This window comes from Kitasatospora sp. GAS204B (assembly GCF_029892155.1).
Taxonomy (GTDB): domain Bacteria; phylum Actinomycetota; class Actinomycetes; order Streptomycetales; family Streptomycetaceae; genus Kitasatospora.
Map to the genome: position 1 here is coordinate 156,284 of NZ_JARZAG010000020.1, position 17,224 is coordinate 173,507.

Below are 17,224 nucleotides of genomic sequence, written 5' to 3' on the forward strand. Positions count from 1 at the left end.
CAGGGCGCGCCGACCGTGTGCTGTCAGCGCTCTCCTGTGATGACGATCGATCAGTTCGACGTGGCATCGTCATTCCAGTGATGCCAATCGGTCCGGTCACCGGGTAGCGGCGGTACTCCCGGTCGGGCCGACCAGCGCCTGCACCGCGCGGGACGGGCTGGGACGGCCGAGCTTCCCGGCCAGCCAGGCGCTGGTCGCCGCCAGCGCGGCGAGATCCACGCCGGTCTCGATGCCCAGGCCGTGCAGCATCCAGACCAGGTCCTCGGTGGCGAGGTTGCCGGTGGCGCTCTTCGCGTAGGGGCAGCCGCCGAGTCCGCCAGCGGAGGAGTCGACGACGGTCACCCCGTGGCGCAGCGCGGTGAGCGTGTTGGACAGTGCCTGTCCGTAGGTGTCGTGGAAGTGGACGGCGAGCTGTCCCACTGGCACCCCGGCCCGCTCGAACGCGGCGAGCAGTCCGGCCACCTGGCCCGGCGTCGCGACGCCGATGGTGTCCCCGAGGCTCAACTCCGCGCAGCCCAACTCGATCAGCCGCAGTCCGGCCTCGACGACCTGCTCGGGCGCGACCGGGCCCTCCCACGGGTCGCCGAAGCACATCGAGAGGTAGCCGCGCACGGTCAGGCCCTGCTCGGTCGCCCGCCCGACCACCGGACGGAACATCTCCAGCACCTCGGCCACCGAGCGGTTGAGGTTGCGCTGGGCGAACGTCTCGGTGGCGCTGGCGAAGACGGCGAACTCGTCGGCGCCGTGCGCGAGCGCGCGGTCCAGGCCGCGCTCGTTGGGGACCAGCACCGGGAGCCGGAGCCCGGGGTACTGCCCGCGAAGCTCGGCCAGTTGGGGCATCAACTGCTCGGCGTCGGCCAACTGGGGGACCCACTTGGGGTGCACGAAGCTGGTCGCCTCGACGGTCCGCAACCCGGCGGCGGCGAGCCGGGCGATGAACTCGGCCTTCACCTCGACCGGGACCAGCGCGCTCTCGTTCTGCAGCCCGTCGCGGGCACCTACCTCGTGGATCCGCACCCGCGCCGGCAACGTCGGATCCCTGACCACATCGGGCAGACCCAGCTCCAGGGCCCCCGGCTCGTGGGCCGGGGCCCGGCCGCTGTCCGTCAGCGGTGCGGCCGCAGCGCTCGCACCGCTCGCACCGCTCGCGGTAGTCGCACCGTTCGCACGGTCGCTGCCGCTCGCGTCGCGCACGTCGTGGACCTTGCTCGAGCTCTGATCGGTCGTCATGAAGACACCTCCGCAGTGTCGTCGGCAGCGGCCGCTTCCTCCGGAAGGACGACCGCGAGGAGCTGCTCCATCGCGACGGTGCTGCCCGCGCTGGCATGCAGCTCGCTGACCACGCCGTCATGCGGCGCGGAGATCACGTGTTCCATCTTCATGGCCTCCAGCACCAGGAGCGGCTGGCCGCGCCGGACCAGGTCGCCGACTGCGGCCTTGACCACGGTGACCGTGCCCGGCATCGGCGCGGTGAGCGCGCCGTGGTGGGCACCGCCGACCGAACTGCGGTCGGTCACCGGGTCGTAGGGGTGCACCGCCCAGCTGTCACCGTCGATCCCGAGCCAGAGCACCGGTCCGCCGCCGGGAGCCGCCGGTGAGTTGTCAGTGGCGTGTGCGAACGTGATGCGCAGGCCGTCGAGTGTGAGGGCGAGATCGGTGGCGCCGACCGCGGCGCGGGCCCGACGGATCGGACCTTCACCCAGACGGACCAGCAGATCAGAGGAGACCGTTGACGGATTGTCAGTCGCCTCAATTACGGTGTCAGCACTGACCGGTCGTACCAGAACCGACACCGGGTCTTGCCCGGCGACCCGGAGCCGGTGAGTCGTCCAAGCCGGTTCGCCGGCCAGCCGCCAACCAGAAGGGAGCGCGAAGGGATCGGTCCAGCCGTCGGAGGCGGCGGGAACGAGCCAGTGGTGCCGCACGAGTGCCGCGGCGATCAGCACCGCATCCGGTGCCGCAGGCGCGGGCGTGAGCCCGTGGCCGGAGGCGGCGGCATCAGAGGCGGAAGCCACCGAGTCCGCTGAGTCCACCGACTGCTTCGGGCTCCCGGGTCCAGAGTCCTGCACGGAGTTGTGGCGGCCCTGGTCGGCCAGCAGTTCGGGGTGCTGCTGGACGGCCCGCTCGACCAGACCGGTGTCGAGTCGACCGGCCACCACATCAGGGTGAGCGAGCAGCCGGCGCAGGAAGCCGGCGTTGGTGGTCACACCCAGCAGCTTGGTGTCCGCGAGCGCGTTGCGCAGTCGCAGCAGCGCCGTCTCGCGGTCCGGGCCATAGGCGATGACCTTGCCGAGCATCGGGTCGTAGGCGCTGGTGACCTCGGTGCCCGCAGTGAGGCCGGAGTCCACCCGGATGCCCTCGCCGTACGGCTCGTTCAGTACCAGGATCCGACCGCCGGTCGGCAGGAAGTCCCGTGCGGGGTCTTCCGCGCAGATCCGGGCCTCGATGGCGTGACCGAGAAAGGAGATGTCCGTCTGGGCGAACGACAACGACTCACCTGCGGCGACCCGCAGTTGCCACTCGACCAGGTCGAGCCGCTCGGCGGCCGGTGCCCAGCCGGCGGACGGCCCGTCCGCGGTCGAGCGGGTGACCGCGACCGCCAACTCGGTTACCGGGTGCTCCACCTGGAGACGGGTGTTCATCTCCATGAAGAAGAACTCGCGTACGCCGGCCGCGCCCTGACCGGACCCAGCAGGTTCGCCGGACCCTGCGGCCTGGCCGGTGCCCGCAGCCTGGCCGGTGCCTGCAGACACCTGGTCCGGGTCGTCGCCGGGCACGATGAACTCCACCGTGCCGGCGCCGGTGTAGCCGCAGGCCTCGGCGGCCCGGACGGCGGCGGCCCCCATCGCCGCCCTGGTCCGCTCGTCCAACAGAACGGAGGGAGCCTCTTCGATCAGCTTCTGATGACGGCGTTGCAGACTGCACTCCCGCTCGCCGAGGTGCACCGTGGTCCCGTGGGCGTCCGCGAGCACCTGCACCTCGATGTGCCGGGGGCGGTCCACCCAGCGCTCCAGCAACAGGGTGTCGTCACCGAAGGCGGTGCGGGCCACCCGGCGGGCCGCGGCCAGCTCGGTGGGCAGCTCGGCGGGGTCGCGGACCAGCCGCATCCCCTTGCCGCCACCACCGGCCGACGGCTTGATCAGCACTGGGTAGCCGATCTCCTCGGCCGCGTGGATCAGATCCTCGTCGCTCGTCGCCCCGGCACGGCTGCCGGGCACCACGGGGACGCCGACCACGCGGACGGCTTCCTTGGCGTTGATCTTGTCGCCCATCAGCTCGACCGCCTCGGCGGGCGGGCCGATGAAGACCAGGCCGGCTTCGGCGCAGGCACGCGCGAAGCCGGGGTTCTCGGCGAGGAAGCCGTAGCCGGGGTGGATGGCCTGGGCGCCGGTGCGCAGCGCCGCGGCGATGATCTGATCGCCTCTGAGGTAGGTCTCGGTGGCGCTGCTGTCGCTGCGGTCGGCCGGTCCGAGCCGTACGGCGGTGTCGGCCTCGCGGACGTGCCTGGCATCGGCGTCGGCGTCACTGTAGACGGCGACCGACCGGATGCTGAGCCGCCGCAGTGTGCGGATCACCCGCACGGCGATCTCGCCGCGGTTGGCGACCAGGACGGTGTCGAACATGGGAGGCGTTCCTCCGTGACGAGGGAGTGGTGCGACAGAGACGATCTGGAGGATCAAGAGGATCAAGAGGATCAGGAGGCGGTGTCGGTCGAGGGCCGGCGGCCCTCGACCGTGTCACGCGCGAACCGGCTCACGGCCGGGCCCACAACGGGGGCTTACAACGCAGGCCCACAACCGGCGGACAACGGGCTCACCTCCGGCCTACATCCGGAACACGCCGTACGGTGCCGGCGGCGCGAGCGGGGCGTTGGCACACGCGGTCAGCGCGAGGCCGACCACTGTCCGGGTGTCCATGGGGTCGATCACGCCGTCGTCCCAGAGCCGAGCGGTGGCGTAGTACGCGTTGCCCTGACGCTCGTACTGCTCGCGGACGGGGCGCTTGAACTCCTCCTCCGCCGCGGTGGCCCACTCCTCGCCGCGCGCCTCGAACTGGTCGCGGCGGACGGTGGCGAGGACGGAGGCGGCCTGCTCGCCGCCCATCACCGAGATCTTGGCGCCCGGCCACATCCACAGGAAGCGAGGTGAGTAGGCCCGGCCGCACATCGAGTAGTTGCCGGCTCCGTACGAGCCGCCGATCACCACGGTCAGCTTCGGCACCCGGGTGCAGGCGACCGCCGTCACCATCTTCGCGCCGTGCTTGGCGATGCCGCCCGCCTCGTACTGCCGGCCGACCATGAAGCCGGTGATGTTCTGCAGGAAGAGCAACGGGATACCGCGCTGGTCGCACAGCTCGATGAAGTGCGCGCCCTTGAGCGCGGACTCGGCGAAGAGCACGCCGTTGTTGGCGACGATGCCGACCGGGTGCCCGTGGATCCGGGCGAACCCGGTGACCAGCGTGGCGCCGTACTCGGCCTTGAACTCGGCGAAGCGGCTGCCGTCGACCAGCCGGGCGATCACCTCGCGGACGTCGTACGGGGTGCGCGGGTCCACCGGGACCGCCCCGTACAGCTCGGCCGGGTCGACCGCGGGCGGCTCGACGGGGGCGAGCGGCCACGGCTGGGCCGAGCGCGGGCCGAGGCCGGCCACGATGGTGCGCACGATGTCGAGGGCGTGCGCATCGTCCTCGGCCAGATGGTCCGTCACCCCGGAGGTGCGGGAGTGCAGTTCGCCGCCACCGAGCTCCTCGGCGGTGACCACCTCACCGGTCGCCGCCTTCACCAGCGGCGGACCGCCCAGGAAGATGGTGCCCTGGTTGCGGACGATCACCGCCTGGTCGCTCATCGCCGGGACGTAGGCGCCGCCCGCCGTGCACGAGCCGAGCACGGCGGCGATCTGCGGGATCCCGGCGCCGGAGAGCCGGGCCTGGTTGTAGAAGATCCGGCCGAAGTGGTCGCGGTCGGGGAACACCTCGTCCTGCATCGGCAGGAACGCACCGCCCGAGTCCACCAGGTACACGCAGGGCAGCCGGTTCTCCAGAGCCACCTCCTGCGCCCGCAGGTGCTTCTTCACCGTCATCGGGTAGTAGGTGCCGCCCTTGACGGTGGCGTCGTTGGCGACCACCACGACCTCGCGGCCGGCCACCCGGCCGATCCCGGCGATCACTCCGGCCGCCGGGGCCGCGCCGTCGTAGAGACCGTCGGCGGCCAGCGGGCAGAGCTCCAGGAACGGCGAGCCCGGGTCGAGCAGGGTGTCCACCCGATCGCGGGGGAGCAGCTTGCCGCGCGCGGTGTGCCGCTCGCGGGCCTTGGCGCCACCGCCGAGCGCGGCGGTGTTCAGCTTGGCGCGCAGCTCCGCGACCAGGGCCTGGTGCGCCTCGGTGTTCGACCGGAAGACGGCGGAACCGGAGTCGACCGCAGAGCGCAGCCGGGGCGCCGGGGCCGCCGTGGCGGCGGCCGACACGGGTCGACCGCCAGCGGCGCCCGACAGCGGGCCGGGCCACGAGCCGGCCGGCGGACCGAACGGTGCGGAACCGGCCGCACCTGTGCCGGTCGCGGCTGCTCCCGTGGTGCCGGCGGCCTCCCATGGGTGCTGGGGGGTGAAGCCGGGGGTCGACAGGGCCATTCCAAGAGCTCCTTGCTCCAGGAACCAGCGGTCGCGGCGGCCGGTAGGCCCGACGCCCGCAGGTTAATGGTGGTTAACTCCTGCGGTCAGGTTAACCACCGATAACCGCCCTGTCTACGATGGGATTCATGTCGAACGTTCCTGCCGCCCCCGCGACCCCCCGCCGCGACCAGATCCGCCGGGAAGCGGCTCGGCTCTTCGCCGCGCGCGGATTCCTGGGCGTCGGAGTGGACGAGATCGGCAAGGCGGTGGGCATCAGCGGCCCCGGGCTCTACCGGCACTTCTCCGGCAAGGACGCCATGCTCGCCGACCTGCTGGTCGGGATCAGCGAGCGGCTGCTGGACGAGGGTCGCCGCCGGGCCGGGACGGCGGGCGGACCGCAGGCCGCGCTCGACGCGTTGATCAGCGGGCATGTCGACTTCGCGCTGGACGACCCCGACCTGATCACGCTGCACGATCGCGAGCTGCTCCACCTCAAGGAGGAGGACCGCCGCCGGGTCCGCCGGCTGCAGCGCGGTTACGTCGAGCTCTGGGTGGAAGTCGTCCGGGCCGCGTTTCCCGAGCTGGCCGAGACCGAGGCCGAGTCGGCTGCGCGGGCGGCCGTGCACGCGGTGTTCGGGCTGCTCAACTCCACTCCGCACAGCATCGGCCTGCGCTCGACCGGCCCGGGGAAGTCGACCGGCGACCGGGCGGTCCTGCTGCCGCGCCCCGAGATGGCGGCCCTGCTGCACCGGCTGGCCCACGGCGCCTTCACGGCGGCCGCGGACGGCTGGGCGCCGGCGCAGGCCTAGGGTTCGCGAGCCCGGCAAGATCCGCCGGACAGCCCTGGCGGAAGCGGCGGCCCGGCCCGCGCCCAGCCGCCGGTCCTACGCCTCCCCCCGCCATCGCCCGCGCCCCTCGCCCGGTGCCGGCGCGTGCGCGAGCGCGGCCTACCCGATGAGACGTAGGACGAGCGCCCCCGTCTCATCCGCCGTACGACCGGTGCGCCCCCGGCCTCCGATGTTGCAGCCTGAAGGGGAAGGAAAAACGACCGCAGGCTGTTGATTCGTGCCAGGTCAGTCAGTTGGCAGTGCCGGTACGTCGTGGACGACCGCCTCACGAAATGGTTAGTATCCCTAAATATGCCTGAGACTCACGGCTCCACCAGGGAGATACCCGCGGCGAACGTCGCCACCCCCGCGAGGCCCGGGTCCACCGCGACCCTCACCGCACCCAATCCCCCCGCGTCGGGCACCTCGGACAGCGCCGACGCTGCCGCCACCGCGGCCGAGACCGGCTGGCTGCGCCGGCTGTCCGGTTACTGCTGGCGCTACCGGCGCAACTTCCTGCTCTCCTTCGGCGCCTCACTCGGTGGCATGGCGGTCACCGCGCTCGTTCCGCTGGTCACCAAGCTGATCATCGACGACGTGATCACCACCCACACCCGCGCCCTCATGCCGTGGGCGCTCACGCTCATCCTCGGCGCCGTCCTGGTCTTCGGCTTCACCCAGATCCGCCGTTACACCGCCGGCCAGCTCGCCCTCGACGTCCAGCAGGATCTGCGCGCCGACCTGTTCCATTCGCTCACCCGCCTCGACGGGGCGAAGCTGGACCGCCTCGACACCGGCCAGGTGGTCAGCCGCGCCACCTCCGACCTCCAGCTGGTGCACGGCCTGCTCTCGATGCTGCCGATGATGACCGGCAACCTGCTGCTCTTCGCGATGTCGATCGCCGTGATGCTCTGGCTCTCGCTGCCGCTGACCGTGATCGCACTGGTGATGGGCCCGGTGCTGTGGTGGATCGCGACGCTGAGCCGCAAGCGGCTCTTCCCCGCGACCTGGGTCGCCCAGCAGGAGGCCGCGGCGGTGGCCGGCGTGGTCGACGCGGCGATCGGCGGCGTGCGGGTGGTCAAGGGCTTCGGCCAGGAGGCCCAGGAGCTCGACAAGCTGTCGGAGGCCTCGCGGACCCTGTACGGGGCGCGGCTGCGCGCGATCCGGCTCAACAGCCGCTTCACCCCGGCCCTGCAGGCGATCCCCGCGCTCGGGCAGGTCGCGGTGCTGGCGCTCGGCGGCTGGCTGGCCGTGGACGGCCAGGTCACCCTCGGCACCTTCGTCGCCTTCTCCACCTACGTGGCCCAGATGACCGGCCCGGTCCGCATGCTGACCATGGTGCTGACGGTCGGCCAGCAGGCCCGCGCCGGTGTCGAGCGGGTCTTCGAGCTGATCGACGAGCGACCGGAGGTGACCGAGGTGCCCGGCGCCGGCCCGCTGCGGCCGGTCGCGGGCGCCCCGGCCCTGGAGTTCGAGCAGGTCGAGTTCCACTATCCGGATCAGGACCGGGACCGGGCCCAGACCTCGACGAACGCCGAGGCCCCCACCGCCGGGACCAGCGCCCATCCCGCTCAAGCCCCCGCCCCCGTGCTGCACGGCCTCGACCTCCAGGTCGCCCCGGGCGAGACGTTGGCGCTGGTCGGTACGTCCGGCTCGGGCAAGTCCACGCTCGCGCAGCTGATCCCCAGGTTCTACGACCCGACCGCCGGCACCATCCGGCTCTACGGCCAGGACCTGCGCGAGGTCACCGTCGACTCGATCCGCGCCCTGGTCGGCATCGTGCCCGAGGACAGCTTCCTCTTCTCCGACACGGTGCGCTCCAACATCGCCTACGGGCGCCCGGCCGCCAGCGAGCAGGAGGTCGAGGCGGCCGCCCGCGCGGCCCAGGCCGACGGGTTCATCCGCGACCTGCCGCACGGCTACGAGACCAAGGTGGGGGAGCAGGGCCTGACCCTCTCGGGCGGCCAGCGCCAGCGGATCGCGCTGGCCCGCGCCATCCTCGCCGACCCGCAGGTGCTGCTGCTCGACGACGCGACCTCGGCGGTCGACCCGCAGATCGAGGCCGAGATCCACGAGGCGCTGCGCACCGTGATGGTCGGCCGGACCACCGTGCTGATCGCCCACCGCCGCTCCACCCTGCAACTCGCGGACCGGATCGCCGTGCTCGATCACGGCCGGCTGCTCGACCTCGGTACCCACGACGAGTTGGTGGCCCGTTGTCGCCAGTACCGCGCGCTGATCACCGACCCGGAGGCGCTGGCCGGCCACACAGCGGCCGCCGAGCCGGGCGGTCCGACCATCCCAACCACCTCAGCCATCCCCACCACCCAGCAGAGCCCGACCCCGGCCGCCTCCCCCGCGCCCACCCGCCGAACCGCCGCCCGCCCCGCCACCGGCCGCGCCGCGGACCCCGCGCTGCTCGCCCAGGTCGCGGCGCTCGGCCCGGCCACTGACATTCCGGACGTCCCGCTCGCCGCAGCGGCGGCCGGCGACCCGGACTTCTCGCTCGGGCGCCTGCTCAAGCCCTTCCGCGGCTTCCTGGCGCTGGCCTTCCTGCTGCTCGCACTGGACGCGGCGGCCGGCCTGGTGGTCCCGATCCTGATCCGGCACGGCATCGACGACGGTGTCTCCAAGGGCGTGATGGCCGGCATCACCGTGGCCTCGCTGCTCGCGCTGCTGGTGGTCCTGCTCGACTGGCTGGTGCAGAGTGCCGAGACCAAGGTCAGCGGCCGCACCGGCGAGCGGGTGCTCTACACGCTGCGGCTGAAGATCTTCGCCCACCTCAACCGGCTCGGCCTGGACTACTACGAGCGCGAGCTGTCCGGCCGGATCATGACCCGGATGACCACCGACGTCGACGCGCTGTCCAGCTTCCTGCAGACCGGCGTGGTCACTTCGGTGGTCAGCCTGCTGACCTTCTTCGGCATCTTCGCGGCACTGCTGATCATCGATGTCGGCCTGGGGCTGACGGTCTTCACCGTGCTCCCGCTGCTGGCCGTGGCCACCGTGGTGTTCCGCCGAAAGTCGGTACGGCAGTACGAGGCCTCGCGCGAGCTGATCAGCACGGTCAACGCGGACCTGCAGGAGAACGTCGCGGGGATGCGGATCGTCCAGGCGTTCCGTCGCGAGGACGACACCAGGGCGCGCTTCGTCCAGCGGGGCCGTGCCTACCGCGACGCTCGCGCCCGGGCGCAGCTGTACATATCGCTCTACTTCCCGTTCGTCCAGTTCCTCTCCAGCGTCGCCGCTGCCCTGGTGCTGATCTCCGGCGCCTCCCGGGTGAACGCCGGCACGCTCACGGTCGGTGCGCTGGTCGCCTACCTGCTGTACATCGACCTGTTCTTCGCTCCGGTGAACCAGCTGTCACAGATCTTCGACGGTTACCAGCAGGCGGCCGTGGGCCTGGGCCGGATCCGTCAGCTGCTGCGGACCCCGACCAGCACTCCCGAGGCCGCCGACCCGGTGCCGGCCGAGCGGCTGCGCGGCGAGATCCACTTCGACGGCGTCGGCTTCGCCTACAACGGCGGCGGCGAGGACAGCCCCGAGGTGCTCAGCGGCATCGACCTGCGGATCCCGGCCGGCCAGACGGTCGCGCTGGTGGGTGAGACCGGCGCCGGCAAGTCCACCCTGGTCAAGCTGGTCGCCCGGTTCTACGACGCGACCGCCGGCACGGTGCGTATCGACGGCACCGACGTGACCCGCTACCGCCTGGCGGACTACCGTCACCGGCTCGGTGTCGTGCCGCAGGAGGCATACCTGTTCGCCGGCACGGTCCGGGACGCGATCGCCTACGGCCGGCCCGAGGCGAGTGACGAGCAGGTCGAGGCAGCCGCCCGGGCGGTCGGCGCACACCAGATGATCACCACGCTGTCCGGTGGCTACCAGCACGAGGTGGCCGGCCGCGGCCGCAATCTGTCGGCGGGTCAGCGGCAGCTGATCGCGCTCGCCCGGGCCGAACTGGTGGACCCGGACATCCTGCTGCTCGACGAAGCCACCGCGGCCCTCGACCTGGCCACCGAGCTGGCCGTCAACCACGCCTCCGACCGGCTGCGCGACGGCCGCCCCGACCGCCCGGGTGGCCGCACCACCCTGGTCATCGCGCACCGGCTGACCACCGCGGAGCGCGCGGACCGGGTGGTCGTGCTGGACCACGGCAAGGTGGTGGAGGACGGTACCCACGCCGAGCTGCTCAAGGCTGACGGGGCGTACGCCCGGCTCTGGCGCGCGTTTGTCGCCGAGGGCCACCGTCGCGAGCCGGTCCCGGCGGAAGTGACGGGCTGAATCGACCGATCGGCCTAATCGACTTCCTGTGCAGCTCTCGCGCAAAGGGTCGTTCGAGGACGGACCGATTTCGAGCGTGAGCCAACTAGGTTGACTCAGGGCCATCGGGGCGCCACCTGGTACAGGGGTGGCGCCCCGAGCTGGTAGACAAGCGGGGCGACCGCGCGGACCGCGGTAACGCGACCTCCCCCGTACCACCCTCAGGTCGAGAGGCCCTGCCCATGTCTTCGCGCGCCCGCGAGGCGGGGCGCAGCACTGCGCACCACACTCCACCCTCCTTCACCGGCCCCGCCGGCACTCCTGGCCCCGCCGGCACCCCCGATGCCCCCGGTCCTGCCGAGCAAGTCGCCACCGCCACGGTCAGCACCGTCGCCACGGTCACCGCCGCTGCCGCCATCGGTGCCGGCCGCACCCTCGCCATGACGCCGCACGTGCCACTGGTGCCGCTGGCCGCCCTGTTCACGGTCGGCTACCTGCCGGCCTGCCTGGTCCCCACCATCGCCACCCGCCTCATCGGCGACTTCGGCCTGACGGCCACTCAGGCCGGCTCGGTCGGCAGCGCGTTGCTGCTCGCCTCGGCCGCCGCCGGTATCGCCCTGGCCGGCCGCGTCGCCGCGATCGGCCCGGCCCGCCTGGCCCGCGCCGGACTGACCTTGCTCACCTGCGGTTTCACCCTCGCCGCCGTCGCGCCCGACGGGGCGGTGCCGCTGCTGGTGGCCGGCTGCCTGCTCGGCGGCCTCGGCGCCGGAACGGCTTCCGCCGTGGCGGGAACGGGCGTCGCGGCCGCAGCCGATCCGCACCGCGCCCCGGTGCTCGCCCTGCTGGTCACCTCGGCCGTCGCGGCCGGCCTCTACCTGCTGCTGCCCCGGCTGGGCGATTCGCACGCCATGCCGTTCCTGGCGCTCGCGGCGCTCGGGCCGTTGGCCCGACCACTGCTGGCCTCGCTGCCCGGCAGCACGACGACCGGCCCCGCGCTCCAACCCGGACCGACCTCCGCACCCGCATCGGTACCCGCACCCCCACCCACTGCCGCCTGCGGGCTGCCGCACCGCGCCGCCGGTCTGCTGCTGGCCGCGACCACGGTGTTCTGGGCGGTCGCGCAGAACGCGCTCTGGGGCGTCAGCGGGCAGATCGGGTTGCACCAGGTCGGTTTCTCGGAGCGCGAGCTCGGTCTGGTCTTCGCGGTGGCCCTGGCCGGTGGGTTGTTCGGTGTCCTGGCCTCTGCGGCGCTCGGCAACCGGATCGGCCGGGCGCTGCCGCTCGGCCTCGGCACCGCGGCGATCGCGGGCTGCGTCGCGGTGAGCGCCGCCGCCCGCTCGGCGACCGGATTCGCCGGCGGCGAGGTGCTCTGGAACGCGCTGTACCCGCTCGTGTTGACGTACCTGATCGGGCTGGCGGCCGAGCTGGACCCGGCCGGGCGGTGGACCGTCCTGGTCGGCTCGGCCTCCGCCTTCGGCGTCGCGTGCGGGCCGCTGACCGGCGCGACGCTGCTCGTCGACCTCGGCTGCCCACGGCTGGCGGCGGTGCTCGGTGGCACGCTGCTGCTCACCGCCGGGCCGCTGGTGCTGCTGGCCCGCGCCTTCGGGACGCCGCCGGGCCCACCGGCCGCGGCGGTCCCGCTTCCCACCCCGCGCAGCCCCGATCCGTGCACGCCGGACCCGTGCACGGCGGATCCGAGCACTCCCGAGCCGCGCCCGCCCGATCCGGTGGCGGCCAGTGCCGCGTGACGGACGGTCGGCCAAGGTGGCGCGAGCGTCGCCGGTCCGCCGGCGGGCGGCTCAGGTGGAGATCAACGAGGAGAGCAGCCCGGACACCTCCGTGCCGCGCGGCAGGTCGCTCACCTGCCCGTCCCCGACCTCGACCACCATCCACCCGCTGCCATCGGCGAGCAGCGCGAGGTCGGTGGTGACGAACCGGCAGCCCAGAGCGCGGACCAGCGAACGCACCTGGGTCAGGTCGGGGGCCGGGAACACCTCGGGGGTGTCGGGGTGCGGCCCGGTCAGCACGGGCTCGCCGTCCACCCACCAGACCCGCGCCTCGGCCGCCCGCCCGGGGATGGCGGCGGCCGTCGTCATCTTGGCCCCGGCCCCGCCTCTGGCGCGGGCGCCGACGCCGGTTCTGCTGCCGACCGCGTCCCGGACCCGCCCTCCACCGGTCGCCGCCGGCGCGGCGAAGGCGTGGAACCGCCGCAGCACCACACCGCCGGCCAGGAACTCGCCCTGCAACTCGACGAAGCGGTCCACCACCCGGGCCACCGCCGGCAGGTCGGCGAGGTCGGGGACGAAGCAGGCCTCGTGCCACTCGTCCTTGCGGGACTTCACATAGTCCTTGACGATGGCAGGTCCGTGCCCGCCCAACCGGGCCACCGCCTCGGCCAGTTCGGCCGGGCCGTGTTCGGCGGCCAGCCAGACGCTGTCCGGCGTGGCGCCCTCGAAGGTGCTGTACCAGCCGGGCAGTTCATGGGCGACGGCGTAGGCAGCCGCGCTGGTCAGCAGGTTGCAGCCGCGATCCGCGAGGGCGTCCACGAAGGCCGCGTACGCCGCGACCGGCAGCATCCAGCCGCGATACCAGGCCGGACCGATCCTGGCGGGAACCCGGCGAACGGCCTCGGCGGGGTCCCCGGCGAGCAGCGCGTCGTGGTCGACCAACGCGGTCTCGCCGCCCAGCCCGCGGACCAGCTGGGCCTCGTAGGAGTAGTGCGGGTCGACGCGCCGGGGATTCAGCGGATCCTGCGGCAACAGGATGGTCGGGGCTGGCATGGGCCACAGGGTAGCGGCGGACCACGCTCCGGTCCGTGGCTTTGACCGCTCCGCGCGTCGGGCGCGCGCGGTCACCGGCGCGCTGAGGAGTGCGTCGGGAGCACGGAAGGGCGCGGCAGCGCGAGCGAGCGGCGGTGACTGCGCCGCTCGCGCCGTTCCGCGCCCCGCGCCCTCGCAGTGCCCGGGCCCGCCGACGGCTCAGCCGCGCCGGCGCCGACCGCCCCCGTGATCAGGGGTCACCTGCCACTCCCGGGGGCGCAGTTCGCGGTCGTGCAGCGCATCGAAGTTGATCAGCACGGTCAACTCGGCTCGGCCGAGCTCCTCATAGCTCAACCCGGTGGCGGCGAGAAGTAACTCGGTCGGCACCGAGATCGCGATCGACGGACGCCAGGATGGCAGCACGGCCAGCGTGGTGCCCCGGCCGACCCGGATCAGCTGCGCGGTGACCCGGCGAAAGCGCTGCTCCGCCGCCCGCCCGACCGATCCCGGCACCGCCCGGCGACCGCCGATCAGGATGCCCAGCGGTGGCTCGGGTGCCGTGGACACCCCGACCGCCTCGCTGCCGGCTGTCTCGTTGCCGACCGTTCCACTGTCGACCGCCGCACTGCCGACCGCTGCGGCGGGGCCTGCCGCCGCGACGGCCTCCGGGCTCGCCGCACGGGACTCGACGGTGTCCGGTGCCCCGGGCCGGAGCACTGTCCGCCGTGCCGGTGCCGGCCGGCGGATCCTCGGGCGTGGGCGGGCCGGCGACGGCCGCCAGGTGTCATCGATCCCGGTCGCGCCCTCGCCCGAGTCCGGACTTGTCCGGTCGCCGAACTCCGCTGCCGGCTCACCGTCAGTCAGTGCCTCCACCAGGCCGTCCCGCGGCGCCGGGACGTCCCCCGCGGGTCCGATGGTGGTCGACCGAGCCGGCCGCTCGGCCGTCGGGTCGGCCCCGGCCAGCGCCAGCAGTTGCTCGACCTCGGCCACCGACTGGTGGCTGGCCGTCGCCAAGTCCAGGAGCTCGGCGCCCTGCTCGTAGGCGGTCCGCAGCCGCGAGGCCAACCCTGCGCGGAGGTTGGCGGTCGTCGCGGCGCCAGGGTCACGGGGCACCGGATCCGCCGCGTTCGCCGGCTCGCCGGCCCTCGGCGGGCAGACCTGCGGCAACTCGGCCGTCGTCTCACCGGCCGGGCGTTGGTTCGGTGTGTCCATCGGTATGAACGACGAGCTCATCGGTGAGGTCCTCCGGTGTACAGTCCGCCCGAATCCTGCCGTACCGGAGGGGGAACGTCCATGGGATCGCACAACGAACCACAGGTGTCCTGCGGACCTCCAGCGGGTGGAACCCGCTTCAGACAGGCAGATGTTCGCCAAGTCCCTTTCCAATGACGCAAACTGACAATCAGTTGATGATATGGCTCATAGAACTCTCATCTGTGCGTGACTCTTTGACCAGTGAAGAGTGTCGCTAGGACGACAATGTGATCAGAAGGCGCGACCGCCCGGCGCCGGGCCCACGTGGCCGGCCGCTGCTCACCTGGAGGACGGACAGATGACCACGCCCACCCCGCCGGCGCCCGCCGCGACCGTGCCACCCGCCCCGCACACCCTGACCCGCCCCCGAAGGCTCGCCCCCGGCGATCGGGTGGCCGTGATCGCCCCCAGCGGCCCGATCGACGCGACCCGACTCGAGGCAGGCTGTGCCATCCTGCGCTCCTGGGGCCTGGAACCGGTGGTCGCGCCGCACGTGCTGGACGTCCACCCCCGCCTGGGCTACCTCGCGGGTTCCGACGAGGACCGCGCCGGCGACTTCCGGCAGGCCTGGCTCGACCCGACGATCGCGGCCGTCATCTGCGCCCGCGGCGGCTACGGCGCCCAACTCCTCTGTGACCTGCTCGACTGGGATGAGCTGCGCGCCGCCCCGCCCAAGCTGCTGATCGGATTCAGCGATGTGACGGCGCTGCACGAACAGCTGGCCATCCGCCTCGGCCTGGCCTCGCTCTACGGACCGATGGGTGCGGGCAGTTCCTTCGTGGGTGACCCCGCCACCAGCGAGCACCTGCGCCGCACCCTCTTCGACCCGGCCGGCGTCACCACGCTGACCGGCCCGCAGGCGGGTCCGCTGGTTCCCGGCCGCGCGCACGGGATCACGGCCGGCGGCTGTGCCTCCGTTCTGGCCACCGAATGCGGCACTCCGGCTGCCCGCCCCTCCTTCGCCGGCACGATCCTGCTGCTGGAGGACGTCAGCGAGCAGCCCTACCGGATCGACCGCATCCTGAGCCAGCTGTTGCGCTCCGGTGCTCTGGACGGCGTGAGCGGGGTGGCGCTCGGCTCCTGGGAGGCGTGCGGTCCCGCGGACCGGATCCGCGATGTCATCCTGGAGCGCCTGGGCCCGCTCGGCGTTCCGATCCTCTGGGAGCTGGGTTTCGGCCACAGCCCGTCCACCCTGACCGTCCCGCTCGGCGTGCCCGCCGTCCTGGACGCCGATGCCGGCACGCTCACCCTGGAAGTTCCGGCGCTGGCCGACCGAACCGAATGACGAGCGACGCAGGACATCGAAGCAACGAAGAACAGACAGATGAAGCAAGAAGTCGAGCAACGAATGACGAACGTGCACCAGCCCGGCCTCAGCCCGATCGACCAGCCCGCCGACCTGGTCGCCCACCTGCTCGCCACCCTGCGCACCGCCCGCTTCGGCGGGCGGATGCTCCTCGGCGTCACCGGTGCCCCCGCCGCCGGTAAGTCGACCTTGGCGCGCCACCTGGTCACCGAGGTGAACCGCGCCCAGGGCCCGGGTACCGCCGCCTACGTGCCGATGGACGGCTTCCACCTCTCCAATGCCCAGCTCGACCGCCTCGGCCTGCGCCACCGCAAGGGAGCGCCGCCGACCTTCGACGTGCGCGGCTACCTGGCCCTGCTGGAGCGGCTCGCCACCGATCGCTTCCACGACATCTATGTGCCCGACTTCGACCGCACCCTTGACGAGCCCGTCGCCGCTCGCCACCTGGTCACTCCCGGCACCCGCCTTGTCGTCACCGAGGGCAACTACCTCGCCGCCGACGCACCCGACTGGTCCCAGGCCCGCTCGCTGCTCGGCGAGCTCTGGTTCCTGGACGCCGAGGACGAGGTCCGCGCCGACCGGCTGATCAGCCGGCACGAGGACGGCGGCCAGGACCGCCGCGCTGCCGAGGCGCGGGTCGCCGCCAACGACCAGCCCAATGGTGAGTACGTGAAGCTGAGCCGCGCTCGCTGCACTCGGACCGTCCGGCTCGCCGATTTGCCGCAGCTCTGAGCCGGGAGTAAGGTTTTCTAGTCGCTCGGCTGGGAGCACCGGACACGCGTCTGCGCGGACGGTCCCGGAGCGGCCACTCCTTGAAACACCACCCTCGGCAAGATCGTCGATCGCTGACGTGTCGCTTTTTGCGCCTTACAGCGATGGGCTTGTTTTGCCGTGCCGGTAATTCGGTGAGTGCGGCCGGATTCGCTTTTCGGAGCGGGGCTGGGCTAAAGTTCAACACGTCGGACGGGCCGTCAGGTCCGGTACGGCGAAGGCCTCCTGAGGCCGAAGCGGTGCGGAAGACCTGGTAAGGTTGGAAACACCGAGAGCGAGTCGGGAAACGCCGGAAGGCGGGTCTGATAAGCTCGAAGAGAAGAAAGAACGAAGCGCCCGGAGGGGCCACGGAAGTGGCTGCGAAGGAAGTGTCCGTTCCTTGAGAACTCAACAGCGTGCCAAAAGTCAACGCCAGATATGTTGACATCCCCGGCCTCGGTC

Annotated in this window: 10 protein-coding genes; 5 read left to right on the forward strand and 5 right to left on the reverse strand. The window is 72.5% G+C overall.

Going from position 1 to position 17,224, the window contains the following annotated elements:
- Nucleotides 1–96 precede the first annotated feature (96 nt).
- The 3 genes from P3T41_RS25545 to P3T41_RS25555 all read right to left on the reverse strand — a co-directional run bounded on the left by P3T41_RS25545 (nucleotide 97) and on the right by P3T41_RS25555 (nucleotide 5,624).
- Nucleotides 97–1,068, reverse strand: a complete 972-nt coding sequence (locus tag P3T41_RS25545) for a hydroxymethylglutaryl-CoA lyase (RefSeq protein WP_280692708.1) — start codon at nucleotides 1,066–1,068, stop codon at nucleotides 97–99.
- 158 nt (nucleotides 1,069–1,226) lie between these two features.
- Nucleotides 1,227–3,623, reverse strand: a complete 2,397-nt coding sequence (locus tag P3T41_RS25550; RefSeq protein WP_280692687.1) for a biotin carboxylase N-terminal domain-containing protein — start codon at nucleotides 3,621–3,623, stop codon at nucleotides 1,227–1,229.
- Between the two features lie 201 nt (nucleotides 3,624–3,824).
- Nucleotides 3,825–5,624 carry a carboxyl transferase domain-containing protein gene (locus tag P3T41_RS25555; protein WP_280692689.1) on the reverse strand — a complete coding sequence of 600 codons (1,800 nt, stop codon included), beginning with the start codon at nucleotides 5,622–5,624 and terminating at the stop codon, nucleotides 3,825–3,827.
- A gap of 128 nt (nucleotides 5,625–5,752) precedes the next feature.
- On the opposite strand from P3T41_RS25555, the gene P3T41_RS25560 reads away from it, so the two are divergent.
- The 3 genes from P3T41_RS25560 to P3T41_RS25570 all read left to right on the forward strand — a co-directional run bounded on the left by P3T41_RS25560 (nucleotide 5,753) and on the right by P3T41_RS25570 (nucleotide 12,441).
- The gene (locus tag P3T41_RS25560) at nucleotides 5,753–6,415 is read left to right on the forward strand and encodes a TetR/AcrR family transcriptional regulator (RefSeq protein WP_280692691.1); all 663 of its coding nucleotides are present in this window, start codon (nucleotides 5,753–5,755) and stop codon (nucleotides 6,413–6,415) included.
- 330 nt (nucleotides 6,416–6,745) lie between these two features.
- Entirely contained in the window at nucleotides 6,746–10,714 is a 3,969-nt protein-coding gene (locus P3T41_RS25565) for an ABC transporter ATP-binding protein (protein ID WP_280692693.1), read from the forward strand.
- A gap of 221 nt (nucleotides 10,715–10,935) precedes the next feature.
- Nucleotides 10,936–12,441, forward strand: a complete 1,506-nt coding sequence (locus P3T41_RS25570) for an MFS transporter (protein WP_280692695.1) — start codon at nucleotides 10,936–10,938, stop codon at nucleotides 12,439–12,441.
- 51 nt (nucleotides 12,442–12,492) lie between these two features.
- Here P3T41_RS25570 and P3T41_RS25575 read toward each other — a convergent pair whose 3' ends face one another.
- Nucleotides 12,493–13,473, reverse strand: coding sequence for an ATP-grasp domain-containing protein (locus P3T41_RS25575; protein ID WP_280692697.1), 981 nt, complete (start codon nucleotides 13,471–13,473; stop codon nucleotides 12,493–12,495).
- Between the two features lie 198 nt (nucleotides 13,474–13,671).
- On the reverse strand, nucleotides 13,672–14,685 hold the full coding sequence (locus tag P3T41_RS25580) for a hypothetical protein (RefSeq protein WP_280692698.1): 1,014 nt from the start codon (nucleotides 14,683–14,685) through the stop codon (nucleotides 13,672–13,674).
- 319 nt (nucleotides 14,686–15,004) lie between these two features.
- Here P3T41_RS25580 and P3T41_RS25585 point away from each other — a divergent pair, with 319 nt between their 5' ends.
- The gene (locus P3T41_RS25585; protein ID WP_280692701.1) at nucleotides 15,005–15,991 is read left to right on the forward strand and encodes an LD-carboxypeptidase; all 987 of its coding nucleotides are present in this window, start codon (nucleotides 15,005–15,007) and stop codon (nucleotides 15,989–15,991) included.
- Between the two features lie 63 nt (nucleotides 15,992–16,054).
- A complete protein-coding gene (locus P3T41_RS25590; protein ID WP_280692702.1) occupies nucleotides 16,055–16,744 on the forward strand; it encodes a nucleoside/nucleotide kinase family protein in 690 nt (229 codons plus the stop codon).
- The last annotated feature ends 480 nt before the right edge of the window (nucleotides 16,745–17,224 follow it).